This window comes from Dietzia sp. IBK-p2-16D (assembly GCF_057773085.1).
In genome coordinates, this window is record NZ_JBYMTL010000005.1 from 260,203 (window position 1) to 285,642 (window position 25,440).

At 70.6% G+C, this 25,440-nt stretch carries 24 protein-coding genes and 1 tRNA gene; 19 read left to right on the plus strand and 6 right to left on the minus strand.

What is annotated here, in order from left to right; genetic code table 11:
- Nucleotides 1-3: 3 nt before the first annotated feature.
- From AC3DE3_RS12585 to AC3DE3_RS12600, 4 genes are read left to right on the plus strand one after another with little or no spacing between them, the layout of a single operon-like run.
- Entirely contained in the window at nucleotides 4-1,233 is a 1,230-nt protein-coding gene (locus tag AC3DE3_RS12585; RefSeq protein WP_488370209.1) for an MCE family protein, read from the plus strand.
- Nucleotides 1,230-2,648, plus strand: coding sequence for an MCE family protein (locus AC3DE3_RS12590; RefSeq protein ID WP_488370210.1), 1,419 nt, complete (start codon nucleotides 1,230-1,232; stop codon nucleotides 2,646-2,648). The genes AC3DE3_RS12585 and AC3DE3_RS12590 overlap by 4 nt, the downstream gene beginning before the upstream one ends.
- Nucleotides 2,648-3,190 carry a hypothetical protein gene (locus AC3DE3_RS12595; protein WP_488370211.1) on the plus strand — a complete coding sequence of 181 codons (543 nt, stop codon included), beginning with the start codon at nucleotides 2,648-2,650 and terminating at the stop codon, nucleotides 3,188-3,190. The genes AC3DE3_RS12590 and AC3DE3_RS12595 overlap by 1 nt, the downstream gene beginning before the upstream one ends.
- The gene (locus tag AC3DE3_RS12600) at nucleotides 3,187-3,996 is read left to right on the plus strand and encodes a hypothetical protein (protein ID WP_488370212.1); all 810 of its coding nucleotides are present in this window, start codon (nucleotides 3,187-3,189) and stop codon (nucleotides 3,994-3,996) included. Before AC3DE3_RS12595 ends, AC3DE3_RS12600 begins: the two co-directional genes overlap by 4 nt.
- Nucleotides 3,997-4,095: 99 nt before the next feature.
- Here the strand turns inward: AC3DE3_RS12600 and AC3DE3_RS12605 are convergent, their stop codons facing one another.
- From AC3DE3_RS12605 to AC3DE3_RS12615, 3 genes are all read right to left on the minus strand, one after another.
- Nucleotides 4,096-5,544: an alpha,alpha-trehalose-phosphate synthase (UDP-forming) gene (locus AC3DE3_RS12605; protein ID WP_488370213.1), complete on the minus strand. Its 1,449-nt coding sequence runs from the start codon at nucleotides 5,542-5,544 to the stop codon at nucleotides 4,096-4,098.
- A gap of 34 nt (nucleotides 5,545-5,578) precedes the next feature.
- Nucleotides 5,579-5,764, minus strand: a complete 186-nt coding sequence (locus AC3DE3_RS12610; protein ID WP_069390239.1) for a hypothetical protein — start codon at nucleotides 5,762-5,764, stop codon at nucleotides 5,579-5,581.
- Nucleotides 5,765-5,836: 72 nt separating this feature from the next.
- Entirely contained in the window at nucleotides 5,837-7,219 is a 1,383-nt protein-coding gene (locus tag AC3DE3_RS12615) for a threonine/serine exporter family protein (RefSeq protein WP_260487328.1), read from the minus strand.
- A 78-nt stretch (nucleotides 7,220-7,297) separates the two neighbouring features.
- Between AC3DE3_RS12615 and AC3DE3_RS12620 the strand changes: the two genes are divergently transcribed.
- The 3 genes from AC3DE3_RS12620 to AC3DE3_RS12630 all read left to right on the plus strand — a co-directional run bounded on the left by AC3DE3_RS12620 (nucleotide 7,298) and on the right by AC3DE3_RS12630 (nucleotide 8,317).
- Nucleotides 7,298-7,370, plus strand: a tRNA-Thr gene (locus tag AC3DE3_RS12620).
- Between the two features lie 163 nt (nucleotides 7,371-7,533).
- Nucleotides 7,534-7,908 (plus strand): nuclear transport factor 2 family protein, encoded by a 375-nt coding sequence (locus tag AC3DE3_RS12625; RefSeq protein ID WP_488370214.1) that lies wholly within the window; start codon nucleotides 7,534-7,536, stop codon nucleotides 7,906-7,908.
- Nucleotides 7,892-8,317: a nuclear transport factor 2 family protein gene (locus AC3DE3_RS12630; RefSeq protein WP_260487330.1), complete on the plus strand. Its 426-nt coding sequence runs from the start codon at nucleotides 7,892-7,894 to the stop codon at nucleotides 8,315-8,317. The genes AC3DE3_RS12625 and AC3DE3_RS12630 overlap by 17 nt, the downstream gene beginning before the upstream one ends.
- 33 nt (nucleotides 8,318-8,350) lie before the next feature.
- On the opposite strand, the gene AC3DE3_RS12635 is transcribed toward AC3DE3_RS12630, so the two are convergent.
- A complete protein-coding gene (locus AC3DE3_RS12635) occupies nucleotides 8,351-8,779 on the minus strand; it encodes an HIT family protein (RefSeq protein WP_260487331.1) in 429 nt (142 codons plus the stop codon).
- 124 nt (nucleotides 8,780-8,903) lie between these two features.
- On the opposite strand from AC3DE3_RS12635, the gene AC3DE3_RS12640 reads away from it, so the two are divergent.
- Together AC3DE3_RS12640 and purD are read left to right on the plus strand one after the other, a co-directional pair.
- Entirely contained in the window at nucleotides 8,904-9,608 is a 705-nt protein-coding gene (locus AC3DE3_RS12640; protein WP_260487332.1) for a TetR/AcrR family transcriptional regulator, read from the plus strand.
- A 58-nt stretch (nucleotides 9,609-9,666) separates the two neighbouring features.
- Entirely contained in the window at nucleotides 9,667-10,923 is a 1,257-nt protein-coding gene (purD, locus tag AC3DE3_RS12645) for a phosphoribosylamine--glycine ligase (protein ID WP_488370215.1), read from the plus strand.
- 282 nt (nucleotides 10,924-11,205) lie between these two features.
- Here the strand turns inward: purD and idi are convergent, their stop codons facing one another.
- Both idi and AC3DE3_RS12655 read right to left on the minus strand, forming a co-directional pair.
- Entirely contained in the window at nucleotides 11,206-11,775 is a 570-nt protein-coding gene (idi, locus tag AC3DE3_RS12650) for an isopentenyl-diphosphate Delta-isomerase (protein WP_488370216.1), read from the minus strand.
- A gap of 61 nt (nucleotides 11,776-11,836) precedes the next feature.
- Nucleotides 11,837-12,976: an acyl-CoA dehydrogenase family protein gene (locus tag AC3DE3_RS12655; protein ID WP_260487335.1), complete on the minus strand. Its 1,140-nt coding sequence runs from the start codon at nucleotides 12,974-12,976 to the stop codon at nucleotides 11,837-11,839.
- 164 nt (nucleotides 12,977-13,140) lie between these two features.
- Between AC3DE3_RS12655 and AC3DE3_RS12660 the strand changes: the two genes are divergently transcribed.
- The 10 genes from AC3DE3_RS12660 (at nucleotide 13,141) to AC3DE3_RS12705 (ending at nucleotide 25,379) form a co-directional block, all read left to right on the plus strand.
- Nucleotides 13,141-14,772 (plus strand): AMP-binding protein, encoded by a 1,632-nt coding sequence (locus AC3DE3_RS12660; RefSeq protein WP_488370217.1) that lies wholly within the window; start codon nucleotides 13,141-13,143, stop codon nucleotides 14,770-14,772.
- 76 nt (nucleotides 14,773-14,848) lie between these two features.
- Nucleotides 14,849-16,303, plus strand: coding sequence for a family 43 glycosylhydrolase (locus AC3DE3_RS12665; protein WP_488370218.1), 1,455 nt, complete (start codon nucleotides 14,849-14,851; stop codon nucleotides 16,301-16,303).
- An 89-nt stretch (nucleotides 16,304-16,392) separates the two neighbouring features.
- Nucleotides 16,393-18,060 (plus strand): SLC13 family permease, encoded by a 1,668-nt coding sequence (locus tag AC3DE3_RS12670; RefSeq protein ID WP_488370219.1) that lies wholly within the window; start codon nucleotides 16,393-16,395, stop codon nucleotides 18,058-18,060.
- Nucleotides 18,061-18,113: 53 nt separating this feature from the next.
- Complete coding sequence (locus AC3DE3_RS12675; protein WP_488370220.1) at nucleotides 18,114-19,289, plus strand: aminotransferase class I/II-fold pyridoxal phosphate-dependent enzyme; 1,176 nt, start codon at nucleotides 18,114-18,116, stop codon at nucleotides 19,287-19,289.
- A 63-nt stretch (nucleotides 19,290-19,352) separates the two neighbouring features.
- Entirely contained in the window at nucleotides 19,353-19,496 is a 144-nt protein-coding gene (locus tag AC3DE3_RS12680) for a hypothetical protein (RefSeq protein WP_181694274.1), read from the plus strand.
- A 22-nt stretch (nucleotides 19,497-19,518) separates the two neighbouring features.
- The gene (purB, locus tag AC3DE3_RS12685) at nucleotides 19,519-20,958 is read left to right on the plus strand and encodes an adenylosuccinate lyase (protein ID WP_488370221.1); all 1,440 of its coding nucleotides are present in this window, start codon (nucleotides 19,519-19,521) and stop codon (nucleotides 20,956-20,958) included.
- 100 nt (nucleotides 20,959-21,058) lie between these two features.
- Complete coding sequence (locus AC3DE3_RS12690) at nucleotides 21,059-21,256, plus strand: hypothetical protein (protein ID WP_069389286.1); 198 nt, start codon at nucleotides 21,059-21,061, stop codon at nucleotides 21,254-21,256.
- A gap of 54 nt (nucleotides 21,257-21,310) precedes the next feature.
- Nucleotides 21,311-22,174 (plus strand): alpha/beta hydrolase, encoded by an 864-nt coding sequence (locus AC3DE3_RS12695; protein WP_488370222.1) that lies wholly within the window; start codon nucleotides 21,311-21,313, stop codon nucleotides 22,172-22,174.
- 71 nt (nucleotides 22,175-22,245) lie between these two features.
- Nucleotides 22,246-23,139, plus strand: coding sequence for a phosphoribosylaminoimidazolesuccinocarboxamide synthase (locus AC3DE3_RS12700; RefSeq protein ID WP_488370223.1), 894 nt, complete (start codon nucleotides 22,246-22,248; stop codon nucleotides 23,137-23,139).
- Nucleotides 23,140-23,213: 74 nt separating this feature from the next.
- On the plus strand, nucleotides 23,214-25,379 hold the full coding sequence (locus AC3DE3_RS12705) for a S9 family peptidase (protein ID WP_488370245.1): 2,166 nt from the start codon (nucleotides 23,214-23,216) through the stop codon (nucleotides 25,377-25,379).
- Nucleotides 25,380-25,440 lie beyond the last annotated feature (61 nt).

The window sequence follows — 25,440 nt, forward strand, 5'->3', positions numbered from 1 at the left end:
GCAATGAAGTCCCGGCCCAGGCTGCTCGTCTCCGGCGCGCTGGGCGCCGTGGTCCTGCTCAGCGGCGCGGGATGCTCATGGGAAGGACTCAACGGGCTGCCCCTGCCGGGCGCCCAGGGCAACGGCGACGGGGCGTACGAGATCACCATCGAGATGCCCAACGTCACCACGATCACTCGGAACTCACCGGTGCGGGTCAACGACGTCAACGTCGGGTCGATCACGGCGATGCGGGTCGAGGACTACACCGCCATCGTCACCGTCTCCTTGAACGAGGAGGTCCGACTGCCGGCCAACGCGCACGCCAAGATCGGACAGACGAGCCTCCTGGGCTCGCAGCACCTGGAGCTGTTCCCTCCGCCGGACGGCGATGAGCAGGGGACGTTGTCGGGAGGCGACGTGATCCCGTTGGAGCGGGCGGGTGTGTATCCGACCACCGAACAGACACTGTCGGCGTTGTCGGTGGTGCTGACCGACGGAGGTCTCGCGCAGTTCGAGACGATCGCCGAGGAGTTCAACACGGCCCTGGACGGGCGCGAGGTGGACACCAAGGAGGTCATCAACCAGCTGGAGACCACCGTCAGCGGACTCGACGACCAGCGCGCGGACATCATCGCCGCCATGGAGGGGCTCGACCGTCTGGCCAGGCAGATCGACGAGCAGAACGACACCCTGGCCCGGGCACTGGCGCAGATGCCGGAGGCGGTCGCGCTGGTCAACGCCCAGAAGCAGGAGCTGACCACCGCACTGGTCTCCCTCGGGGACTTCGGCAACAAGGCCAATCAGATCATCGACGCGGGCGGCGGGCAGAACCTCGTGGACAACCTGCGCGACATCACCCCGGTGCTCGAGGGACTGGCCAACGCCGGACGCGACATGACTCGGGTCATGAGCTCGCTCATCACATTCCCGTTCCCGCAGGCCGGCATCGACAACTTCCTCCGCGGCGACTACGCGAACCTGTACATCCACGCCGACGCGACGATGCCGCGCCTGGCCGAGTCGCTCCTGCTGGGCACCGAGTTCGGCAACCGTATGGCAGGTCTCGAGGGTTACGTGGGCCTCGCGCCCAATCCGCTGGCCGGCGCGGACCCGTTCTCCCTCGAGATCCCGCGGCCGGACCCGGAGGCGGAGAGCCCGTTCGCCGCGCTCGACCCCGGCGCCGACGCGGGCGCCGTACCCGCGCCGGGTGAGGATTCGCCCGCGACCCAGACAGAGGAGGCCCCCCGATGACCCGGTTCGTGAAGATCCAGCTGACGATCTTCGCCGTGGTCACGGTGCTCGCGCTGGCCATCATGTCGATCGTGTACCTCCAACTGCCCCGGACGTTCGGATGGCAGCGGACCGACGTCGCGCTGGAGATGCCGGACACCGGCGGGTTGTACAAGAACGCCAATGTGTCCTACCTCGGCAACACCATCGGCCGGGTGGACGCCGTCACCCTGAAGCCGGGTCACGTCGAGGCGGAACTGCACTTCGATTCCGGCGCCGACGTCCCGGAGAACGTCCGCGCCCAGATCCGCAGCGTCTCAGCGGTGGGGGAGCAGTACGTGGAGTTCGTCCCCGAGGGCGAGCCGCGCGGCGAGCTCACCGACGGCACGGTCCTCGATCAGGACCGGGTCGACATGCCCCAGGGCATCGGACCGGTCCTGGACCAGGCGACGGTCCTCATGGCCTCGATCGACGACGCGAAGATGCGGCGCGTGATCTCGGAGTCCTTCGATGCGTTCAACGGTTCGGAGCGCGATCTCCAACGCTTCCTCGACTCCGCACAATTGTTGCTGGAGGAGGCGCGCAGCAACACGGACGTCACCCGTCAGCTCATCGCGGATGCCGAGCCGGTCCTGGATTCCCAACTCCGTTCGTCGGACTCTATCCGGGCGTGGACGCGGAACCTGGCGGACGTCACCGACCAGCTGCGCACCAACGAGCCGCAGCTGACCTCGATCATGGAGCGTGGACCCGACGCGCTGGCCCGCGCCACCACGGTCCTCAACGACCTGCAGCCGACCATGCCCGTCCTCGTGGCCAACCTGGTGAGCGTCGGTGAGGTCGGAGTGGTCTACAACCGTTCGATCGAGCAGTTGCTGGTCATCTACCCAGCGCTGGTGTCGTCGCTGATCACCGCGATCAACGGGGCCAAGGACACCGGCGAGATCAAGGTGGACTTCAACCTGCAGATCAACGAGACGCCGCCGTGCACGACGGGCTTCCTTCCCGCCGAGCAGCGCCGGTCGCCTGCGGACCTGTCGGTTCCGCCGCTGATCAACGGCATCTACTGCAAGGTGCCCGAGGACTCCCAGACGGTCGTCCGCGGGGCCCGCAACCTTCCGTGTATGGAGTTTCCCGGTCGCCGGGGCGCCTCCCCGGAGGAGTGCCGCGCGAACAACTACGTGCCGCAGGGGATCAACCCGCCGGACACTAGCGAGGTCGGCCCGCCCGGCAACAACCCCAACGCCTACAACGTCGTCCCCTCCTCGGACACCGGCGAGCGCGAGATCCGCACCTCCGCCGCGATGTACGACCCCGCGACGGGCGAGTACCTGGGTGCCGACGGCAAGACGTATCGTCAGCTCAATCTCGGGAACGCGAACAAGCTGTCCGCGGACGCCGACATGGCCGACATCCTGACGAATGGAGTGACCTAGTGTCCCAGCCGGACCAGACCCCCACCGAGGGTGGGCGGACCGGGCTGACCGTGGCCGCGGTGATCGCGGCAGTGTGCCTCGTGGCGGCGATCGTCGCCACGGGACTGTGGGTGAGCGAACGCAACGCCGCCGCAGCGGTGCGGGCCGACCGTGCCTCCGCCGCGGAGCTCGACACGTCGTACCGTGACTTCGCCACGACGGTCATGACCAAGCTGATGACCATCCGCCAGGAGACCCTGTCCGAGGACGTCGACGAGATCGTCAACCTGATCGACGGCGACTTCTCCGAGCAGTTCGCCCCCCGTCGCGACTCCTATGAGGACGTCGTCAAGACCACCAATGTCGTCGCCGACGGTGTGGTGACCGCAGCGGCGGTCGAGCACTCCTACCCGGACAGGGCCGAGGTGATCATGGCGATCGACCAGACGATCGGTAACCCGAAGTCCGACGAGGACCAGGATCGTCAGTACCGTGTCCGTGTGACCGTGGACCGCAACGATGACGGCGAGCTGAAGGTCACGGGGGTGAACTTCATCCCATGAGCACTCCCGACTCCGATCTCCGCGCCACCCGTCGCGCCCAGCGCGAGGCCGAACGTGCGGCCCGCGCCCAGCGGAAGGCCGACGCCGCCCGCCAGCGGGCCCTCGAGGCCGCACGGGCCGGCGGACTCTTCGAGGGCATGGAGGCCATGCCCCGCACGGAGGCCGCCGAGGCACGCGCGGACACCACTCCCGGGTCCGCCGCGGACGACCGCGGTTCCGCGTCGCCCGCCGGCGGATCGGCCGGCTCGCCGTCCGCGTCGACGAGCACGACGACCCCTTCCTCGCGCGCGCCGATCGACCCGGCCCGTCGGCGCACCCTGATCACCGTCCTCGCGCTGGTGTCGGCGGTTCTCGCCGTCGTCACGGGACTGGCGGCGTGGCAGTACGTCGAGGCCCGCGACGCGACGGCCGTCGAGGAACAGATTGCGGACGCTCCCCGCGCGGCCACCGACGCGGCGCGTGAGATCACCACCCAGATGTTCACCTACGATCATCGGACGGTGGACGCGGACCTCGCGGCTGTCCGGGACCGTCTCACCGACCCGGCTCTCTCGGAGTTCGTCGAGCAGTCCATGCCCACCGTCGCCTCCGCCGCCAAGCAGCAGGAGGCCACGGTCTACGCGACCGTCGCCGCCGCCGCGCCGCAGGAGGTGGTGGACGCCGACCGTGTCACCGTGCTGGTCATGCTCAACCGGATGGTCTCCACCAAGGACGCACCCGAGGCGGCCAGCTCGGCCTCCCGGTTGAGCGTGGACATGGTGCGCCAGGACGGGACCTGGAAGCTCGCCGAGCTCAACGCGCTCTGACCTCGGAAGCGCTCTGGCCCCGGAAGCGCTCTGACCCGGATGCGCTCCGACCGCCGGCCGGCGCGCGGATATGGGGCGCCGCCCGGGGCGGGCGGGGCCCTAGTCGTCCGAGGTGGCGTCGAGCGTGTCGAAGAACCGGCGGGCCCACGCGTGGACGTCGTTGCCCAGCACCTGGCGGCGCAGCGACCGCATGCGCCGGCGCCGGTCGTCGGGGGAGTCGTTCACCGCGGCCATGATGGTGTCCTTGACCCCGTCGAGATCGTGCGGGTTGCACAGGTACGCCTGGCGTAGTTCCGCGGCGGCGCCGGCGAACTCGCTGAGCACGAGGGCGCCTTCGCCGTCGGTGCACGAGGCCACGTACTCCTTGGCCACGAGGTTCATGCCGTCTCGCACGGGTGTCACCAGCATGACGTCGGCGGCCGCGTAGAAAGCCGCCAACTCCGTCTTGGGGACGGGCCGGTGGATGTAGGTCACCACGGGGTGCCCGATCTCGCCGAACGTGCCGTTGATCCGGCCCACCGACTCCTCGATCCGGGACCTCATGATCTGATACTGCTCGACCCGCTCGCGACTCGGGGTGGCCAGCTGGAGCAGGGTCACGTCGGCGGGCTCCAGACGCCCCTCCTCGAACAGTTCCTCCAGTGCGCGCAGGCGGACGTCGATGCCCTTGGTGTAGTCCAGGCGGTCCACTCCCAGCATCAGCACCCGGGGCGATCCCAGCTCCTCGCGCAGGCGGGTGGCGCGGGCCTTCGTGTCGCGTTGTCGCGCGGTGGCGTCCACAGCGGCGGAATCGATGGAGATGGGGAACGCGCCGACCCGCACCATGCGGTCGTCGACCCGGATCTCGGCGGCGCGCCCTCTGGTCGACCGCAGGCGAACGGACGGATAGCCACGCAGACGGTTGGCGAGGATCCGGAAGTTGTCCGCCCCACCGGGAAGGTGGAAGCCCACCAGGTCGGCACCGAGCATGCCCTCGACCAGTTCGGTGCGCCACGGCAGCTGCATGAACAGCTCGTTCGGCGGGAACGGGATGTGGAGGAAGAACCCGATGGTCAGGTCGGGCCGGAGCTGGCGCAGCAACCGGGGGACCAGCAACAGTTGGTAGTCCTGCACCCAGACCGTGGCGCCCTCGGCGGCGGCCTCCGCGGTGGCCTCGGCGAAGCGGGTGTTGATCTCGCGGTAGGCGATCCACCATTCGCGGTGGTATTCCGGCGGCACCACGACGTCGTGGAACAGCGGCCACAGTGTGGCGTTGGAGAAGCCCTCGTAGTAGAGCTCGACGTCCTCGGCGGACAACGTGACCGAGTGCAGCCGGATGCCGTCCGCGTCGAACGGTTCGGGCGCGGCGTCGGGGACGCCCGGCCACCCCACCCAGGCGCCGTCGTTGGCCTTGAGGATAGACTCCAGCGCCGTGACGAGGCCGCCGGGACTGGCCTTCCAGTGCTCGCTGCCGTTCTTGTCGATGACGAGGTCCACGGGGAGACGATTGGCGACGACGACGAAGTCGGCACCTGCTCCGGTGGACGTGTGCCCGGTACCACTCGTCATCGGTTGTCCCCTCGCCTGCGTCGCTGTGGTCTGCCTACTCGGCGTCCGCCGTCACCTGCGGCTCCGGACCGATCCCCAGCATGTCGAGGAGCATCCGGCACTCGTCCGCGTCGGCCGAGTACGAGGCCACGACCTTGCGGGCCATGTCGGCGGTCTCGTCGGCGACCGGCTCGAGATCGTCGAGCTCGGGTTCCTTGCTGGCGGCGGCGGCGGATGCCATCGATGTCCTCCTGTGGTCGGTGAGAGACGTACGTGCCCTGTCCGGGCGATGTCGTCCGCTGCCGATCCTACGTCACCCGTCGGCGGCTGCCGATCGGCGCAGATTGCGGGTGACCCACTCGCCGAACACGATGCCGGCGGCCAGTGCCACCGCGATCGCCAACGCCTGGAACAACAGTCCCAGACCGATGCCCGTCTGGTCGCTCGTCAACGCCGACAGGCCCCGGTACACCGACAGGCCCGGGAGGAACGGCGTGATGCCGGCGATGGTGACCACCAGCGGCGGAACGGTCGCGATACGGGCGAGGATGCCGCCGATCAGGCCCATCGTGCACGCCGCGAGCGCCGAGCCGACGACCACGCCCAGGCCGGTGGCCATGACCGCCTGGAAGATGAACATCCCGATCGCCCCGACGGCTGCGGCGAGCCACGTCGCCCGCACCGTCGCGTAGCTGGCCACGGCGAACCCGGCGGCGCCCACACCGGCGGCCAACACCGCCACGTGGACGGCGGCGTTGCCGGCGATGGCCGGATCGATCGGGGGAGGGGACATGCCCAGGCGTTCGAACGCCGCGAGCGCGATCGTGATCCCGCCGAGGACCCCGCCGGTCATGACCATCGTCTCGACCCCTCGTCCGGCGGAGGTCACGGGGAACCCGGTGATGGCGTCCTCGATGGCGCCGACGAGGGTCAGGCCGGCGAGCAACACGATGATCCCCGCCGCGACCAACTGGGACGGTTGGACCTCGATGAAGTTGTTGCTCACGGCCACGTACGCCGACAGGGCCCAGGCGGCGGCGATGAACCCCCCCACCACCTGCTGGAAGAAGCTGGGCAGGCGGTGTCGATCCAGAGCGCGGTTGGCGTACATCAGGGCGAACGTCGAGACCATGGAGATGAGGCCGGCCAAGGGGCTGCCGCCGAGTTGGATGACGACCGCGCACCCGAGCATCGCCCATCCCAGGACCGCGACCCGGAAGGAATGCGGATGCGGGGAGGCCACGATCTTCTCGACCTCGGCCGTGGCCTGGTCGACGGTGAGCTGACGGCGCACGATGAGGTCGATGAGGCGGGACACGCGGGTCACCCGCGTCATGTCGACCGTGCGGTAGTTGACCACCCGGATGACCGAGATCGGCGGCCGTCCACGACGCCGGTTGACGCCGATGGTCAACGACGTGAAGGTGACCTCGACGGTCGCGCCGGGGAGACCGAACGCCGCCGCCACGGACTCCGCCTGGGCGACGGTGTCCGCGGCACCCTCGCCCGAGGACAGCAGGATCCCGCCGATCTCGAGGGCGAGGTTGAGCACGTCGGTGACGGCGCCGTCGTCGTCGAGGTCGACCGGGGCCATGGGGGACAGAGGTGGTTCGACCGCCAGGTCCATGGCCGACTTGCGCAGTCCCAACCACGCCAGGGGTCGGGTGAGCGGTGCCGGTGCGTCGCGGGTCTCCACGGTGCACACCGTAGTCAAGAGCCCCGACGGTGGCCGGGTTAGGATATGGGCCGGGCCCGCGACGGTGTGGTGCCCCGTGCTGGAGTGGCGCAATTGGTAGCGCACCCGACTTGTAATCGGGCGGTTGCGAGTTCAAGTCTCGTCTCCAGCTCTCGAGGCGGCCTCGGCATCCGAGCCGGATACTGAGGACAGGCCAAGAGTGTGGCCGCGGAATGCCGACCCGGGCGAGAATTCGCAGATCAGTGAACGTTGTTAGCTTGTGTCTACCGGTGAGTAGAATATTCTCGACACCCGCCGCCAGGGAGACCGCCGAGATGACACAGTCCGCTACAGATATCGCCACCGCGTGGATGGCCGCCCTCGCCGCCGGTGACGCCGAGGGGACCATCGCGCTGTCGTCCCCGTCGATCGTCTACACGACGGGCCAGGTCAGGTGCTACGTCGGTCACGACGGGGTCCGCGACATCGTGTCCGATCTCGCCAGACTGGCAGGCTTCCTCACCATCGCGGCGGAGGGGGAGATCCTGGAATCCGAGGGGGTCGTCGCGCTGCGCCGGATCGAGCGGTACACGCTGCCCAGCGGGGGGATCGAGATCCGGGGATGTTCGTTCGTGGAAGTGGAGGACGGGGTGGTCACGCGATGGGCGGATTACAAGAGCATGGAAACGATCGATGACGTCATCGGATGACGGGGCCGGGAGTGGCGCGGGTGGCCGTCGTCCGCGTGACGGGGACCCCGGCCGGGTGGCGAGGGCGTTGGTCGAGGCGGCGTTCTCCGGCGACTTCGAAGCGGCCAGGTCGTACTGCGCTCCGGATGTCACCCTGACGCTGGAGGGCGTCCAGACCGTCAGGGGTCACGAGGGGCTCCGGCAGTTGATGGAGTTCAACGCCGAGGTGGCCGCCGACGTCGTCCTCGAGATTCACCATGTCCTGGGTTCCGGGGACACCGCGGCGATCAACCGCACCACCCACCTCGCCATCGGGGGGACGCGACTACGCGTCGAGGTCGGGTCGTTCTTCACCCTCCGCGACGGGCTCGTCGCGGACTGGACCGACTATCAGGACATGCAGAACGTCTGGAGAGCGCTCGGCCACTGAGTCGAGGGTCAGGGGTGGGGCCGGGATCCCGGGTCAGTCCTCCGGGACGAACTGCCCGTAACCGAGATCCCGCAGTGCCCGCCGGAGGGTCGCGGCCGCCGCATCGGACTCCTCGGCCGGCGCGTCGGGGTTCGCGAGCGACAGGTCGAAGCCGGACATGTCGTCGGCGGGGAAGATGTGGATATGGGTGTGCGGCACCTCGAATCCGGCGATGAGGTAGCCCGCGCGGGCGGCACCGAATCCCTCGACGACGGCCTTGCCGACGGCCTGTGCGACCTCGTTGAGCCGGGTCAACAGCGCGGGTTCGAGATCGGTCCACCGATCGACCTCGGCGCGTGGGACGACCAGGGTGTGGCCGGGCGCGACCGGCGCGATGGTGAGGAACGCGACCACCTCGGGGTCCTCCCACACGAACCGACCCGGCAGTTCACCGGCGATGATCTTGCTGAAAACCGTCGACATGGTCCACAGCTTACGTATGGGGGCGATGGTCTCAGGTGGAAGACTGGCAAGAAGTGGTCTAATGGACGTATCTGTCACCCGGCGGGTGGCCCCGCCCTCTCTACATACGCGAAGGAGCATCGACATGGTCGAAGCAGTTATTGCGACAGCAGAGGGCACGGTGAAGAAGAAGGCTTACCACCACGGCGATCTCCGCAACGCGATCATCCAGGAGGCGACCGCGCGCGCGAGGGTCTCGGGTGAGAAGGCGATCGTCCTCCGTGAGATCGCCCCGCACATCGGCGTCTCCGCGACCGCGGCGTATCGACATTTCGCCAATCGTCAGCAGCTCGTCGAGGAGGTCGCGGCCCGCGGGTTCGTCGAATTGGTCGGTCGAGTGGCGGCCGCGGCAGTCGGCGGTGCGGTGTCCGATCCGGTCCTCGCCGCCTACCGCGAGCTGCGCGAGGCGGCTCTCGCGATCGTGGGTTTCGCCATCGACGAGCCTGCGTGGGCGCGGACGATGATGGAGAACCTGGGCCCGTCAGAGACCGTCGCCGCGCACGCCGATGCCATCAATGTGGAGTTGCAGGCGATCGTGGAGCGCGGGATCGAGGCGGGAGCGTTCCGGCCCGGGACGGTCATGAACGACGAGCTTCCGCTGTGGGCTGCTATCGACGGTCTGAGCGCGCAGGCGATGTTCGGGATCCGCCCGATGCGCACCCCGGAGGCCCTCGACTCGGCCGCCCGGACCATCGATCTGTGTCTGACGGACCTGCTCACGGATTCGGGCCTGCGGGTCCGCGACGCGGCGTTCCCGGCCGTCTCCGTCTCCGCCGACGCAGGGGTCTAGACCCCTTACCCTCCGGGCCAGGTCAACCCGAACCGGCGGCCGGACTACTGTGGTCACCGTGCGCATTCTCGTGATCGGTTCCGGTGCCCGTGAGCACGCCCTCCTCGTCGCCCTCGCCGCGGATCCCGCGGTGACGGAGCTGCACGCAGCGCCGGGAAACCCCGGCATGGTGCAGGCGCAGTGCCACGAGGTCGCGGTCACCGATCCGGCCGACGTGACGGCCCTGGCCCGCAGGGTCGACGCCGGATTGGTCATCATCGGCCCCGAGGTCCCGTTGGTTGCCGGAGTGGCCGACGCCCTGCGCGATGCGGGTATCCCGGTGTTCGGGCCGTCCGCCGAGGCCGCCCGCATCGAAGGGTCCAAGGCGTTCGCCAAGGACGTCATGGCCGCCGCGGGAGTCAGGACGGCGCGAGCCGAGATCGTGGACTCGCCCGCAGACCTCGATGACGCCCTCGACCGGTTCGGTCCGACCTGGGTGGTCAAGGATGACGGACTGGCCGCGGGCAAGGGCGTCGTGGTGACGCCCGATCGCACCGCCGCCCGCGCGCATGCCCTGGCCTGTCTCGACGACGGTCATCCGGTGTTGTTGGAGTCGTTCCTCGACGGCCCGGAGGTCTCCCTGTTCTGCCTCGTCGACGGCGAGACCGTCGTGCCGTTGCTGCCCGCCCAAGACCACAAGCGGGTCGGCGACGGAGATCGCGGCCCCAACACCGGCGGCATGGGTGCCTACACCCCGCTGCCGTGGCTGCCCGAGGGGATGGTCGACCGGATCGTCTCCGAGGTGTGTGAGCCGGTGGCCCGCGAGATGGTCGCCCGCGGATGTGGCTTCTCCGGCCTGTTGTACGCCGGGTTGGCGATCACCTCCTCCGGGCCCGAGGTCGTGGAGTTCAACTGCCGCTTCGGTGATCCCGAGACGCAGGCCGTGCTGGCCCTGCTCGAGTCGCCCCTGGGGGAGGCCCTGCACGCCGTGGCCACCGGCCGACTCGCCGAACTCCCGCCGCTGGTGTGGCGCGACGGGGCCGCGGTGACCGTGGTCCTCGCTGCCGAGCACTACCCTTCGACGCCGCGGCGAGGAGATCTCATCGAGGGCGCCGAGCAGCCGGGGGTGCTCCACGCAGGCACCGCCCGCGATACCGAGGGGCGGCTCGTCTCCGCAGGCGGCCGCGTCCTGTCGGTCGTCGGCACGGGCGAGGACCTGGCCGCGGCCCGGGCCGAGGCGTACCGGATCCTCGACGGCATCGAGCTCGGTGGCGGGCACTTCCGCCGCGACATCGGTCAGGCCGCGGAGGAGGGGCGCATCAGCATCCCCGGCTGACATCCTCGGTCGACGCACCGGGGATCGTGTCGGATGCGCGGACCGGCCGGACCGGTGCCCCTCACGTCCCGCCCACGCGTACACATTCGCAGCGCGACCGCCGCCACCTAAGCTGGCCCGTCGGCTTACGCTGCGGAGATGGATCACGCCGCTCGCGCAAGTGGGCGGGAAGCGAGCAGAGAGGCAGCGCCGGTCCGCGATGAAGCGCATCCGGGGCCGGTCACGCTGGCCAGCTGCCCGCAGCTGCCCGCTGCCGCCGGGAGTCCCGGGCGGGCCGAGTGATCAGCGGGAGTAGAGCTCCATCCGGGGCGCCTGCGCGACCAGCCACGGGCTGAAGGCGAACGGGGTGGCGTCGACCGAGGTCCGGACATCGGCCGGACGGGCCCAGTGATGGGCGCAGACCTCGTCGGCCCGCGGGTTCACATCCGCGCGGATGCGGGCGGTGAACACCGGGCAGATCTCGTTCTCCACGATCCCGGAATCGTCGACGGCGCGGTAGCGGAAGTCCGGGACCGCGGGTTCGATCGAATCCACCCGGGTGCCGAGCTCCTGCTCGGCCCGCCTCACGATCGCCTCGATCGGATCCTCACCCGGCCCGGGGTGCCCGCAGAAGGAGTTGGTCCAGATCCCGGGCCAGGTCCGCTTGTCCAGAGCCCGCCGGGTGAGGAGCACGCGGCCCTCGTCGTCGACCACATGACACGAGAACGCCAGGTGGAGCGGGGTGTCGGTGGTGTGGACGGTGGCCTTGTCCGCGGTGCCGATGGGGGTGCCGTCGTCGTCGAGGAGGACCACGAGCTCGGCCGACCCGGTGGTGGGGGACTCGGTGGTGGGGGAGCCGGAAAGGGAGGACATGACGCCCAGCCTAGGCATTTCCGGCCGGCGGTGGCTGCCGCGCGGGACCCCCGGCGCGGGCTCAGCCGGCGAGGCTACGGGCGATCACCAGTCGCTGGATCTGGTTGGTGCCCTCGAAGATCTGGGTGATCTTGGCCTCGCGCATGTACCGCTCGACCGGGAACTCGCGCGTGTAGCCCACACCGCCGAGGACCTGCACCGCGTCGGTCGTCACCTTCATGGCGGCGTCGGTGGCGGTCAGCTTGGCGATCGAGGCCTCCCGCGAGTAGGGGCGGCCGGCGTCCTTGCGGCGCGCCGCGTCGAGGTAGGAGGCGCGGGCCGAGGCGACCGCGGCGGCCATGTCGGCGAGGAGAAAGCCGAGCCCTTGGTGCCCGATGATCGTCTTGCCGAACGCCTCGCGCTCGTTCGCGTAGGCGACCGCGTCGTCGAGCGCGCGCTGCGCGATGCCGGTGGCGACCGCGGCGATCCCGAGGCGGCCCGAGTCCAGGGCGGAGAACGCGATCCGCAGGCCGTCGCCCTCCGCGCCGAGCAGGCGGCCCGCGTCGACCCGGGCGCCCTCGTACGAGGCGGTGGTGGTGGGGACACCGTTGAGGCCCATCTTGTCCTCGGGCTTCCCGAAGTGCAGGCCCTCGGTCTCGCGCGGGATGAGCAGGCACGAGATCCCGCGGGAGCCCTCTCCGGTGCGGACGAAGGTGTTGTAGACATCGGCGATCCCGCCGTGGGTGATCCACGACTTGGTGCCGTTGACCACGAAAGCGTCGCCCTCTCGTTCCGCCCGGCACCGCAGGGCGGCGGCGTCCGACCCGGCCTGGGGCTCGGACAGCGAGTATGCGCCGATCTGCTCGCCGGCGAGCATCCCCGGCAGCCACTCGGCCTTCTGCTCGTCGGTCCCGGCGGTGGCGAGCGGGAAGCAGGACAGGCCGTGCACGCTGGTCGCCACGGCGACCGCCGCCCAACGGGCCCCGAGCTCCTCCAGGACCTGGAGGTACACCTCGTACGGCTGGTCGCCGCCGCCGAACTCCTCGGGGTAGGGCAGCCCAAGCAGTCCGACCTCGCCGAGCTGGGCGAACAGGCCCTCCGGGTAGGTGTGGTTGCGCTCGTGCTCGGCGGCGATCGGCTCGAGGAGCTTGTCCGCGACGGAGCGCGTCATCTCGAGGAGTTCGTATGCCTCGTCGCTGGGGAGCAGGCGGTCCACGGCCATGGGAATCCTCCGGGTGCGAAGAGGGGACCACGTGGTCCCCGGGTTCGGTCGTCTCCCATTAGAGTGCACCGTCACCACCCGGGCGGCCCAGCCCCGATACCGGGGGTGCCCGTTGGTGGGTGCCGCTGGTGCGACGTGGGTCACCTGCACCACAATCTGGCGGTATGACCGAGAACACCGCGTCCACTCCCCTGTCGCCGGAACAGCTGCTGGCGATCTACGACGTCCCCGGCGCGAGCGCCGCGGAGTTCCTCTGTGACCGTCACGATCCCGACGCGGTGGCGTTCACCGTCATCGACCCGGACCTGTCCGGGCGCGACATCACCTACGGCGAGCTGCGGACCGAGAGCGAGAAGGTCGCCGCGGCGCTGGCCGAGCTCGGCGTGGGCGAGGGGGACCGGGTCGCGACGCTGATGTCCAAGTCCGCCGACCTGGTCTTCACCCTCATGGGCATCTGGCGCCTGGGCGCCGTGCACATGCCGTTGTTCACCGCGTTCGCGTGGCCGGCCATCGAGATGCGCATCACCGGCGGCGACGCCAGGGTGATCGTCTCCGATGCCGATCAGCGCGGCAAGCTCGAGAGCGTGTCCGTACCGGTCGTGGTCGCCGGGTTGTCGGACTGCCCCGAGGCCCGTGACGGTGACCTCGACCTGGCCACGATCACCGCCGCCCAGCAGCCCGGCCTCGCCGCCGCGGTCACCGGCCCGGACGCCGGCCTGGTCATGCTGTTCACCTCCGGCACCACCGGCACCCCGAAGGGCGTCGTCGTGCCGGTGCGCGCCCTGGCCGCGTTCCACCAGTACATCGAGACCGGCCTGGACGTGCGGGCCGACGACGTGTTCTGGAACGGCGCCGACCCGGGCTGGGCCTACGGCCTGTACTACGGGATCCTCGGGCCGCTGGCGGTGGGGCGCCGGAGCCTGCTGCTGCACGCCCGCTACAGCCCGGAACTCGCCTTCGCTGTGCTGCAGTTCTTCCACGTCACCAACTTCGCGGCCGCGCCGACGGTCTACCGCACCATGCGGGCCAAGCGGGACATCGCGCCGGCCGACGTCAAGCTCCGCCGCGCATCGGCCGCCGGTGAGCCGCTCACCCCCGAGGTGATCGAGTGGTCGACCGAGCAGTTCGGCGTCGAGGTGCGCGACCAGTACGGCCAGACCGAGCACGGCATGTTCATCATCAACCCCTGGCACGATTCGCTGCGCGAGGACGTCCGTCCGGGTTCGATGGGCGTGCCGTTGCCGGGCTGGTCCTGCACCGTGCTCGCCGCCGACGCCGACGAGCCCGCCCCCGTGGGCGAGCTGGGCCGCGTGGCGATCGACGTGCCCGCCAGCCCCCTCATGTGGTTCACCGGTTACCACCAGGCCCCGGAGAAGACCGCCGAGCGGTTCAGCCCGGACGGACGCTGGTACTACACCGGCGACGCCGCCAAGCTCGACGCCGACGGCCACTTCTACTTCTCGAGCCGCGACGACGACGTCATCATCATGTCCGGGTACCGCATCGGCCCGTTCGACGTGGAGTCCGTCCTGGCCAAGCACCCCGACGTGCTCGAGTCGGCGGTCATCGGCGTGCCCGACGAGCTGGCCGGCGAGGTGCTGGAGGCGTACGTGGTGCTGCGCGACGGCGTGGAGGGCGGCCCGGAGGCCGAGGCCGGGCTGCAGAAGTGGGTCAAGACGGAGTTCGCGGCCCACGCCTTCCCGCGCAAGGTCCACTTCGTCCGCGAGCTGCCCAAGACCCCGTCGGGCAAGATCCAGCGCTTCCTCCTGCGCAAGGAGCGCGCCGGGCAGGCCTGAGCGCGCCGCCGGATCCGCCCCGTCCGAACGCGGTGAACGGGGCTCACACATCCCGCGGCGGGTCTACCCTCAGCACATGAAACCGGCGGCGACTGCCCGCGCTCTCGTGTCCGCGGCGCTCGTCGTCGTCGTCCCTATCGCCTCGGCGACCCTCGCGGCGACGGCGGCGGCCAACCCGGTGATCTCCTCGGTCGCCCCCGACCCCTCCGTGCAGCGCGGGGCCGACGGGGCTTTCCACGTCCACGCGACCTCCGACGACTGGGGCGACGGTGCCGGGCGCCGGCTCATCCCGCACTTCCGGTCCTTCGACCTGGTGGAGTGGGAGTACGTGGGTGACGCGTTCGCCGCCCCGCCCGCGTGGGCCCCGCCCGGCTCGTTCCTGTGGGCGCCCGACGTGCACCTCACCGCCACGGGCGCCGTCATGTACTACACGACCGGGGGCCCAGCGCCCTGTATCGGCCGGGCCACCGCGCCCGACATCGGGGGCCCGTGGGCGCACGATCCGGCGCCGATCGTCTGCCACGGTGCCCCGGAGCCGTATCAGGACCTGGACCCGATGGACCCCGAGGTCGTGGTCACCGACGCCGGCCCGGTGATGCTCATGGGGAACTTCGAGGGCATCCACGCGGTGCCGATGAACGCCACCGGCACAGCGCTGGACGGCGACCCCGTGCTCGTCGCCGGCACAGGCGTGGAGGCCCCGGCCGTGGTCACCCGTCAGGGGCGCACGCACCTGTTCACCAGTGCCGGGCTGTGTTGCGACGGGGAGGCCTCGCAGTACCGCGTGCTGGGTGGCCGCGCCGACGGACTGTTCGGACCGTACGAGGACAGGGCCGGGCGCCCGTTGGTGCAGGCGCCGGGCGAGCCCCTTCCCGGTGACGTCATCCTGCGCGGTGACGCCGACTGGGTGGGCCCGGGGCACGTGGACGTGGCCACCGACGACGCCGGCGGGGACTGGATGCTCTACCACGCCGCGCCCCGCGGCAGCGCCGTGCTGCCCGGCGGCGTGCAGCGGCGCTACATGATGCTCGACCGGCTGGACTGGGTGGGCGGCTGGCCGGTCGTCGGGGACGGCACGCCGTCGGAGTCGAGGGCCGCCGACCCGGTGGTGGCGCTCCCCGTCCGCCTCACCGCGGTGGGGGAGGCGTCGCTGCGACAGGGCGACGACGGCGAGGTGCTCGACCTCTCGGTGCGGGTCGCCTCCACCGGTTCCGCGTACTCCGGCGAGGTCCGTGTCACCATCACCGGTCCGGACAAGCGGCGGCTCGCGCTGCCGATCGTCACCGACGCCGGGGACCTGCCGGCCGTCCCGGTGAGCGTGGGCGCCGGGGCGTCGGTGGACCGCCCGCTGACGCTCCGGCCGGCCGCGCCGCTCGCCCCGGGCCGCCACGAACTCGTGGTCTCGATCGGGGCCGTCGGCGGCGCGGCGCAGGAGCTGGCGGTGTTCGGCCTCGAGGTCGCTCCGGACGGCAGCCTGTCGCTCGGGTCCGGCGCACTCGGATCCGCTCCGATCGGATCGTCGGGCTCCTGATCGGATGTGAGGCCGCCTTCCCGGGGTTACCGTGATCGCCAGAGCACCCCGCCGGTGGGCGTCGGGGTGACCGGCGGAGGGAGTGGGCCATGACCGGCGGGGGCACGGACGCGGGCGGCACAGACGACCGCAGGATCGTGATGGCACCGCACCTGAGGGGTCTGGAGCCGGACCCCGACCGCGGGATGGAGATCGACCAGAAGTCACCCGGCGAACTCGACCCCGCGGTGCCGCGGGGCGAGTTCATCCGCAGCGTGATCGGCACCGTCGCCGGGCTGGCGGCGGCCGTGGTCGTCTACCTGGTCATGCCGGGCGATCTCGAACACAACGCGCGTCTCACCGCGGCGGTCGCCGTGCTGCTGGGCATCTGGTGGATGACCGAGTGCATCCCGATCCCCGCGACGGCCCTGGTGCCGCTCATCGTCTTCCCCGTCCTGGGTGAGGACGTCTCGGTCAACGACGTGGGCGCCGAGTACGGCAACAACATCATCTTCCTGTTCATGGGTGGGTTCCTCATCGCGATCGCGATGCAGCGGTGGAACCTGCACCGGCGGATAGCGCTGCTCACGGTGCGCGCGATGGGTACCCGGTCGACGCGCGTGGTGGCCGGGTTCATGATCGCCACCGGGTTCCTGAGCATGTGGGTGTCCAACACGGCCACGGCGGTGATGATGCTGCCGATCGGTGTGTCGGTGTTGATGCTCGCCTCCGAGCTCGGTGGTGGCGGGGGGAGGGGTGACGACGGCGAGGACGCGATGCCCCGGATGGACGCCTCGTCCGATCCGAATTCCGACGAGGTGAAGGAAGCGGTGATCCGGTCGAATTTCGGCACCGCGCTGATGCTGGGCATCGCCTACGCGGCGTCGGTCGGATCCCTGGCCACGATCATCGGCACCCCGCCCAACACCCTGCTCGCCGGGTACCTCGAGCGGGAGCACGACATCCTGCTGGGCTTCGGCCGGTGGATGCTGGTCGGTCTGCCGCTGGCCGTGGTCATGCTCGTGTTCACCTGGTTCCTGCTCACCAAGGTGTTGTTCCGGCCCGAGATGGACGAGATCCCCGGCGGCCGGAAGCTGTTCGACGACGAACTGGGCAAACTCGGCCCGACCTCGTCCGGCGAGCGCCGCGTCCTGGCGGTGTTCGTCGCGGCGGCGGTCGCCTGGGTGGCCGTGCCCCTGGTGTGGGAGGACCCTCCCATCTCGGATGCCGGCATCGCGCTCGCCGCCGGGCTCCTGCTGTTCCTGCTGCCGGCCGGGACGAAGCGTGGGGTGAGGCTGCTCACCTGGGACGCGGCCCTGCAACTGCCGTGGGGAGTGCTGCTGCTCTTCGGCGGTGGCCTGGCGCTGTCGGCGCAGTTCTCCGGCTCCGGGCTCACCGGGTGGATCGGCGAGCAGGCCGGGGCGCTGGGAGGCCTGCCGATCATCCTGCTGGTCATCGTGGCCGCGGGCGGGATCCTGCTCCTCACCGAGCTGACCAGCAACACCGCCACCGCGGCGACGTTCCTGCCCGTGGCCGGCGGCGTCGCCCTGGGTCTCGACCTGGACCCGATGCTGCTCGCCGTGCCGGTCGCGCTCGCCGCCACGTGCGCCTTCATGCTCCCGGTGGCGACGCCGCCCAACGCCATCGCCTACGGCTCGGGTTACGTGACGATCGGGCAGATGATCCGCGGCGGGATCTGGCTCAACCTGTTCGGGCTGATCGCTATCACCGCGGTGACCATGACGCTGCTGGTGTGGGTTTTCGGCTTGACCGTCTGACCGTCTGGCGGTCTGGCGGTCTGGCGGTCCGACCGGCGCGATAGCGTCGGGGCATGTCCGTCGCACGTGAACCCTCCCGCCGTTCGGCCGTCGAGCCGTTCCACGTCATGAGCGTCCTCGCCGCAGCAGCGCGGCGGCAGGAGACGCACGGGGACGTCATCTCGCTGTGCGCGGGGCAGCCCTCGACCCCGGCCCCCGGCCCCGTGCTGGCGGCCGCGCGCCACGCCCTGGACACCGAGATCCTCGGCTACACCGAGGCGCTGGGCATCCGGCCGCTGCGCGAGGCGATCGCGGGGTACCACCGGCGACGGGACGGGGTGGACGTGACGGCCGACGACGTCGTCGTCACCACCGGCTCCTCGGGCGGCTTCACCGTCCTGTTCCTCGCGGCGTTCGACCCCGGCGACACCGTCGTCATGGCGCGCCCCGGGTACCCCGCCTACCGCAACACCCTCCAGGCGCTGGGGTGCCGGGTCCACGAGATCGCCTGCGGCCAGGAGACCCGGTACCAACCCACCGTCGCGCAACTCGAGGCGGTGACGGCCGAGCTGGGGCACGCCCCGGCCGGCCTCATCGTGGCCAGCCCCGCCAACCCCACCGGCACCATCATCGACGCGGACGAACTCGAGGCCCTCGCGCGCTGGTGCGAGGCCCACGGCACGCTGCTCATCAGCGACGAGATCTACCACGGCGTCACCTACGGCCGCCGGTGCGCGAGCGCGTGGCAGACCAGCCGCGAGGCCGTGGTGATGGGCTCGGTGTCCAAGTACTTCTCCATGACCGGCTGGCGGATCGGCTGGATGCTGCTGCCGGAGTACCTGCGGGACCCCGTGGACCGGTTGATCGGCAATCTCACCATCTGTCCGCCCGCCGACGCCCAGTTCGCCGCCGTGGCAGCGTTCACCGAGGCCTCCGCCGCGGAGCTGGACGGCCACGTGGAGCGGTACGCCCGCAACCGCGATCTCGTGCTGCGTCGGCTGGGGGAGCTGGGCGTGGGGGAGATCGCCCCGCCCGATGGCGCGTTCTACGCGTACTTCGACGCCTCACGCTGGACCGACGACTCGGTGGCGTGGTGCGCCGAGGTGCTCGAGCGGACCGGGGTCGCGTTGACGCCGGGCGTGGACTTCGACACCGTCGACGGCCGCCACACCGTCCGGCTGAGCTTCGCCGGCGGCACCGACGAGATCGCCGAGGCCATGGACCGGCTCGAGGCCGTGCTCGCCCCGTAGCCGCGGGTCCGGCCGCCGTGGGAACCTCCCCCGTGGGAGGCCGGCGAGCGCTACCGTCGGCGCATGGGTTCCGTCGAGATCATCACCGGCATCGTCTACTTCACCCGGCCGTGGCTGCTGTTGCAGGCCCCGCTCACGGTGGAGCAGGTCTACCTCAACGCCCGTGAGATCCTCGCCGGGTCCACCGGTGGCTCGATGATCTCCTGACCGGGCTGCGATACTGGGGGGCGTGACCGCCCAGAACAGCAAGCCCCGCATTTCCAACGTCCTCGCCTCGCGCTACGCGAGCGCCGACCTGGCCACGCTGTGGTCCGCCGAGCACAAGATCGTGCTCGAGCGGCAGCTGTGGATCGCGGTGATGCGCGCCCAGCGCGACCTGGGGATCGACGTCCCCGACGGCGTGATCGAGGACTACGAGGCGGTGATCGACCGTGTGGACCTCGGCTCGATCGCCGAGCGTGAGCGCGTCACCCGGCACGACGTCAAGGCCCGCATCGAGGAGTTCAACGACCTCGCCGGACACGAGCACATCCACAAGGGCATGACGAGCCGCGACCTCACCGAGAACGTCGAGCAGCTCCAGGTGGTGCGGTCCCTCGAGCTCGTCCGCGACCGGGGCGTCGCCGCGGTCCGGCGTCTGGCCGAGCACGCCGTCGCCCACCGCGACACCGTGATGGCCGGGCGCAGCCACAACGTCGCCGCTCAGGCCACCACTCTGGGCAAGCGCTTCGCCTCCGCGGCGGACGAGCTGCTGGTCGCGCTCGAGCGGGTCGAGTCGCTGCTCGCCCGGTATCCCCTGCGCGGGATCAAGGGGCCCATGGGAACGGCGCAGGACATGCTCGACCTCCTCGGTGGCGACGCCGCCAAGATGTCCGAGCTCGAAGGTCGGATCGCGGAGCACCTCGGGTTCTCCCGCACGTTCGACTCGGTCGGCCAGGTCTACCCGCGGTCGTTGGACCACGAGGTGGTCTCGGCGTTGGTGCAGCTCGGCGCCGGCCCCTCGTCGTTGGCCCAGACCATCCGGCTCATGGCCGGGCACGAGCTGGTCACCGAGGGTTTCCAGCCGGGTCAGGTCGGCTCGTCCGCCATGCCGCACAAGATGAACACCCGCTCCTGCGAGCGCGTCAACGGTCTCCAGGTGGTGCTGCGCGGGTACGGCTCCATGGCGGCCGAGCTCGCGGGCGCGCAGTGGAACGAGGGCGACGTCTTCTGCTCCGTCGTGCGTCGCGTGGCGCTACCGGACGCGTTCTTCGCCCTGGACGGCATGTTCGAGACGTTCCTGACCGTGCTGGACGAGTTCGGGGCGTACCCCGCGGTGATCGACAAGGAACTCCAGCGGTACCTGCCGTTCCTCGCCACCACCAAGGTCCTCATGGCCGCGGTGCGCGCCGGGGTCGGGCGTGAGGTCGCCCACGAGGCGATCAAGGAGAACGCGGTGGCCGTCGCTCTGGCCATGCGCGAGGAGGGGCGCGAACCCGATCTGCTGGACCGGCTCGCCGCCGACGACCGTCTTCCGCTGGATCGCGCCGCGCTGGAGGAGGCGCTGGCCGACCGGGCCGCGTTCGTCGGTGCCGCCGGTGGCCAGGTGGACGCGGTTGCGGCCCGCGTCGAGGCCCTCGTTGCCCGGCACCCGGAGGCCGCCGGTTACGCCCCGGGCTCGATCCTCTGACACCCTCTCCGTAACCCACCGGGCCTCGCGCCCGATAGGTCCTGTACACCGACTGCAGCGGGGTTCTCCCGCCGCGGAGTGACAGGAAAGGACCACGGATATGGTCACCAGGCCCAGCGGCTCCCTCGGGGGCGCACTGTACGACGTGTTCGGGATGATCCAGGCCGGGCTCGCCACCGCCAGTTCGGCTGTCGGGATCGACCCGGGGGCGTTCATGCAGCAGTTCTACGTTCCGATCGCGTTCTCGCTGATGCCGCTCGGCGCGGGCAGCCTCATCCTGGACCAGCTCGGGATCTGAGGCCCCGGCGCGATCGGCCTCTGCCCGGGGCGGGCCGGCACTAGTGTGGGCGCCATGCGTCAGACCACGATCCCCGTCCCCGGCACCTCCGGTCTGCAGGCGACCGTGCACCATGCCGAGCAGCCCCGGGCGCTGCTGGTGCTCGTGCACGGATTCGGCGAGCACTCCGGCCGCTACGGGCGGACCATCCGTTTCCTCACGGACCGTGGCATCAGCGTGGCCACCTACGATCTGCGCGGACACGGCACGGCGCCCGGGCCGCACGCCAAGGTGTCCGTCGAGACGCACATCCACGACAATCTGGAGGTCCGCGACGCGGTGGTGGAGTGGAGTCGTTCGGCCGAGGGCGTCGGGGCGCAGTCCCTGCCCCGACTGCTGATGGGGCATTCGATGGGCGGTCTGATCGCCGGGGAGTCCGCGCTCCGTCGGCCGTGGGACCTCAAGGGACTCGTCCTCTCCTCGCCCGGTCTCGTCGTGGGGGAGGGGACCCCGGCACCGCTGCGCGCGGCGGCGCCCGTGATCGCTCGTCTCCTGCCGTTCCTGCCCGTCGAGAAGCTCGACCCGAACGACATCTCTCGGGTGCCCGAGTACGTGGCGAACTACACCTCCGACCCCCTGGTCCACCACAAGGGCGTGCCGGCACTGTCCGCGGGGACGATGCTCGCCGGCGGGCTCCGGCTCATCGAGCGCTCGAGAACGCTGAGGCTGCCGACGCTCGTCCTCAACGGTTCCGCCGACACCATCACCTATCCGTCCGGCGCACGCCGCTTCGCGCAGATCGCCGGCTCGGACCACGACCCGCGACCGGAGATCACCTACCGGGAGTTCGAGGGCGGCCGCCACGAGTTGTTTAACGACCTGTGCGCCGATGACGCGTACGCGGCGTTGGAGGAGTGGCTCGGGGCCCGCCTGGGCTGAGGTCGACCACGGACGGGTGGGGGTCCGACGGTCTCGACTCGGGACGTGGGCCTCCGGCTACTCTGGCCGTCATGCGACCCGATCTCTCTTCCTACCGCCACCTCGTCTCAGGGAAGGTCCGCGAGCTGTACGAGGTCGACGACGAGACGCTGCTCCTGGTGGCCACCGACCGGATCTCCGCCTACGACCACATCCTCGGCACGCCCATTCCCGACAAGGGTCGCGTGCTCACCGCGATGAGCGCGTTCTTCTTCGACGCGTTGGACGTACCCAACCACCTCGCCGGGCCGCTCGACGACGAGCGGATCCCCGTCGAGGTGCTGGGCAGGGCCATGGTGGTGCGTCGGCTGGACATGGTGCAGGCCGAGTGTGTGGCCCGCGGGTATCTCACCGGGTCGGGCATCGTCGAGTACCGCGAGTCCGGGACCGTGTGCGGCATCGAGTTGCCCGGTGGCCTGGTGGAGGCCAGCCGACTGCCCGAGCCGATCTTCACCCCGGCCACCAAGGCCGCGGTGGGGGACCACGACGAGAACATCTCGTTCGACCAGCTCGTCGGCATCGTCGGGGCCGATCTGGCCGAACGGCTGCGTTCGACGACCCTGGACGTCTATTCGCGGGCGGCGGAGATCGCGGCCGACCGGGGCGTGCTGCTGGCCGACACGAAGTTCGAGTTCGGCCTGGCGGACGGGGAACTCATTCTGGCCGACGAGGTCCTCACCCCGGACTCCTCCCGCTACTGGCCCGCGGACGATTACACCCCGGGTCGTGTGCAGCCGAGCTTCGACAAGCAGTACGTGCGCAACTGGCTCACCGGGCCGGAGGCCGGGTGGAACAAGGATGCCGACACCCCGCCCCCGGCGTTGCCGCAGGAGGTGGTGGACGCGACGCGGTCCCGCTACATCGAGGCCTACGAGCGCATCTCGGGTCGGCGGTTCGCCGACTGGATCGGCGGTGACGCCGCGTGAGCGCCTTCGACTCCACCTCGCAGACCCCGGCTGTTGACCCCGCCGAGCCCGCGGCGACCCCGCCCGCTCCGCCGGTGGCCGAGCGTCGGCCCCATCGCCGGGAACACCACGGCCGGGTTTTCGTCGACGACTACGAGTGGCTGCGTGACAAGGACGCCCCGGCGACGCGCGCGTACCTCGAGGCGGAGAACGCCTACACGGACGCGATGACCGCCGACCTCAAGCCCCTGGAAGACGAGGTCTACGAGGAGATCCGGTCGCGGGTGAAGGAGACCGACATGTCGGTCCCCGTCCGCGCGGGCGGTTGGTGGTACTTCTCCCGGACCGAAGAGGGGCGGTCGTACGCGCGGCACTGCCGGGTCCCGGTCCCGCAGCAGTTCGTCGACGACCCCTCGGATCCGGCCGGTTGGGCCCCGCCGGAGGTCTCGCCGGACGCGGAGCTGCCCGGAGAGCAGTTGCTCCTGGACGGCAACGCCGAGGCGGAGGGGCACGACTTCTTCGCGCTGGGCGCGTTCTCGGTGAGCCACGACGGGCGGGCCCTGGCCTGGGCCACCGACACGGAGGGCGACGAGCGCTACACGCTGCGGTTCCGGTCGCTGGACCCGGACTACACGGCTCCGGACGAGGAGATCTCGGGCATCGCCGCCGGGGTCACGTGGTCCCGCGACGGTCGGTACGTGTTCTACGTGACGGTGGACGACGCGTGGCGGCCGGACACGGTGTGGCGTCACCGACTGGGCACGACGAGGGACGACGACGAGAAGGTGTTCCACGAGCCCGACGAGTCCTACTGGATCGGGGTCGGCGAGACGCGCAGCGAGAAATTCCTGCAGATAGCGGCGGGGTCCAAGATCACCACGGAGGTGTGGTGCCTGGACGCCGACGATCCGGCGGGTGAGTTCTGGTGCGTCCGGCCCCGGCAGGAGGGCGTCGAGTACGACGTCGAGCACGCCGTGGTGGGCGGCGAGGACCGGTTCATCATCACCCACAACGACGGTGCGCCGAACTCCGAGATCGTGGAGGCGCCGGTCGGTCCGGTCGAGGGCGACTTCGGGGACCTGCGCACGCTGGTGGCGCACCGGGACGACGTCCGGCTGGAGGGCGTGGACGCCTTCGCGCGGGTCCTGGTGCTGGGCTACCGGGAGGGGGCGCTGCCGCGCTTCGGGCTGATGCCTCTCGACCGGGAGTCCACGGCCGGGGTGGAGGCGTATTCCCGGTTCGAACCAGTCGAGTTCGACGAGGAGCTGTTCACCTCCGGGCCCGGGTCCAACCCGGAGTGGGACGCACCGGTCCTGCGGTTCGGCTTCGGTTCGTTCGTCACTCCGGGTCGCGTCTACTCGCTCGACCTGGCTTCCGGCGAGCGAACGCTGCTGCGCGAGCAGGAGGTGCTCGGCGGGTACGACCCGAGCGGGTACGTGCAGCGCCGGGACTGGGCCACGGCCATCGACGGCACCCGGGTACCGATCTCGCTGGTGATGTCCACCGACACCGCCGCCCGCGTCGACGCCGGTGAGCAGGTGCCGACTCTGCTGTACGGCTACGGCTCGTATGAGACCAGCATCGACCCCGCGTTCTCGGTGGCCAGGCTCTCGCTGCTCGACCGGGGTATGGCGTACGCCGTCGCCCACGTCCGCGGGGGCGGCGAGATGGGGCGTCTCTGGTACGAGAACGGCAAGACGCTCACCAAGCGCAACACCTTCACCGACTTCGTCGACTGCGCCCGCCACCTGATCGACTCGGGGCTCACCGCGCCGGACCGTCTGGTGGCCGAGGGCGGCAGCGCCGGGGGACTGCTCATGGGCGCAGTGGCCAACCTCGCCCCCGAGCTGTTCGCGGGGATCCAGGCCGTGGTCCCGTTCGTCGACCCGCTCACCTCGATCCTCATGCCGGAGCTGCCGCTGACGGTGATCGAGTGGGACGAGTGGGGCGATCCGCTGCACTCGGAGGAGGTCTACGAGTACATGGCCTCCTATGCCCCGTACGAGAACATCGAGGCCAGGGACTACCCGGCGATCCTCGCGGTGACCTCTCTCAACGACACCCGGGTGCTGTACGTGGAGCCCGCCAAGTGGGTGGCCAAGCTGCGCGCCGTGGCCCCGTCGGCGAACTCGACGGACCGGCCGGTGCTGCTGCGCTGCGAGATGAGCGCGGGGCACGGGGGAGTGTCCGGACGCTACGAGCGGTGGCGTCAGACCGCCTTCGAGTACGCGTGGACGGTCCGCACGGCCGGCGCAGGCTAGGCCGGACGCGCCGCCCCACTCATCCCGGCATCCGTGCGCAATCACTGCAGCCGCACACAAG

Excerpts from the sequence above, each read along its gene's own strand:
- AC3DE3_RS12605 (WP_488370213.1), bottom strand. The coding sequence starts at position 5,544 with ATGACGAGTGGTACCGGGCACACGTCCACCGGAGCAGGTGCCGACTTC.
- AC3DE3_RS12590 (WP_488370210.1), top strand. The coding sequence starts at position 1,230 with ATGACCCGGTTCGTGAAGATCCAGCTGACGATCTTCGCCGTGGTCACG.
- AC3DE3_RS12635 (WP_260487331.1), bottom strand. The coding sequence starts at position 8,779 with ATGTCGACGGTTTTCAGCAAGATCATCGCCGGTGAACTGCCGGGTCGG.
- AC3DE3_RS12675 (WP_488370220.1), top strand. The coding sequence starts at position 18,114 with ATGTCCGTCGCACGTGAACCCTCCCGCCGTTCGGCCGTCGAGCCGTTC.
- AC3DE3_RS12630 (WP_260487330.1), top strand. The coding sequence starts at position 7,892 with ATGACGTCATCGGATGACGGGGCCGGGAGTGGCGCGGGTGGCCGTCGT.
- AC3DE3_RS12600 (WP_488370212.1), top strand. The coding sequence starts at position 3,187 with ATGAGCACTCCCGACTCCGATCTCCGCGCCACCCGTCGCGCCCAGCGC.
- idi (WP_488370216.1), bottom strand. The coding sequence starts at position 11,775 with ATGTCCTCCCTTTCCGGCTCCCCCACCACCGAGTCCCCCACCACCGGG.
- AC3DE3_RS12690 (WP_069389286.1), top strand. The coding sequence starts at position 21,059 with ATGGTCACCAGGCCCAGCGGCTCCCTCGGGGGCGCACTGTACGACGTG.
- AC3DE3_RS12655 (WP_260487335.1), bottom strand. The coding sequence starts at position 12,976 with ATGGCCGTGGACCGCCTGCTCCCCAGCGACGAGGCATACGAACTCCTC.
- AC3DE3_RS12660 (WP_488370217.1), top strand. The coding sequence starts at position 13,141 with ATGACCGAGAACACCGCGTCCACTCCCCTGTCGCCGGAACAGCTGCTG.
- AC3DE3_RS12700 (WP_488370223.1), top strand. The coding sequence starts at position 22,246 with ATGCGACCCGATCTCTCTTCCTACCGCCACCTCGTCTCAGGGAAGGTC.
- AC3DE3_RS12680 (WP_181694274.1), top strand. The coding sequence starts at position 19,353 with ATGGGTTCCGTCGAGATCATCACCGGCATCGTCTACTTCACCCGGCCG.
- AC3DE3_RS12670 (WP_488370219.1), top strand. The coding sequence starts at position 16,393 with ATGACCGGCGGGGGCACGGACGCGGGCGGCACAGACGACCGCAGGATC.
- AC3DE3_RS12585 (WP_488370209.1), top strand. The coding sequence starts at position 4 with ATGAAGTCCCGGCCCAGGCTGCTCGTCTCCGGCGCGCTGGGCGCCGTG.
- AC3DE3_RS12625 (WP_488370214.1), top strand. The coding sequence starts at position 7,534 with ATGACACAGTCCGCTACAGATATCGCCACCGCGTGGATGGCCGCCCTC.
- AC3DE3_RS12610 (WP_069390239.1), bottom strand. The coding sequence starts at position 5,764 with ATGGCATCCGCCGCCGCCGCCAGCAAGGAACCCGAGCTCGACGATCTC.
- AC3DE3_RS12695 (WP_488370222.1), top strand. The coding sequence starts at position 21,311 with ATGCGTCAGACCACGATCCCCGTCCCCGGCACCTCCGGTCTGCAGGCG.
- AC3DE3_RS12665 (WP_488370218.1), top strand. The coding sequence starts at position 14,849 with ATGAAACCGGCGGCGACTGCCCGCGCTCTCGTGTCCGCGGCGCTCGTC.
- AC3DE3_RS12640 (WP_260487332.1), top strand. The coding sequence starts at position 8,904 with ATGGTCGAAGCAGTTATTGCGACAGCAGAGGGCACGGTGAAGAAGAAG.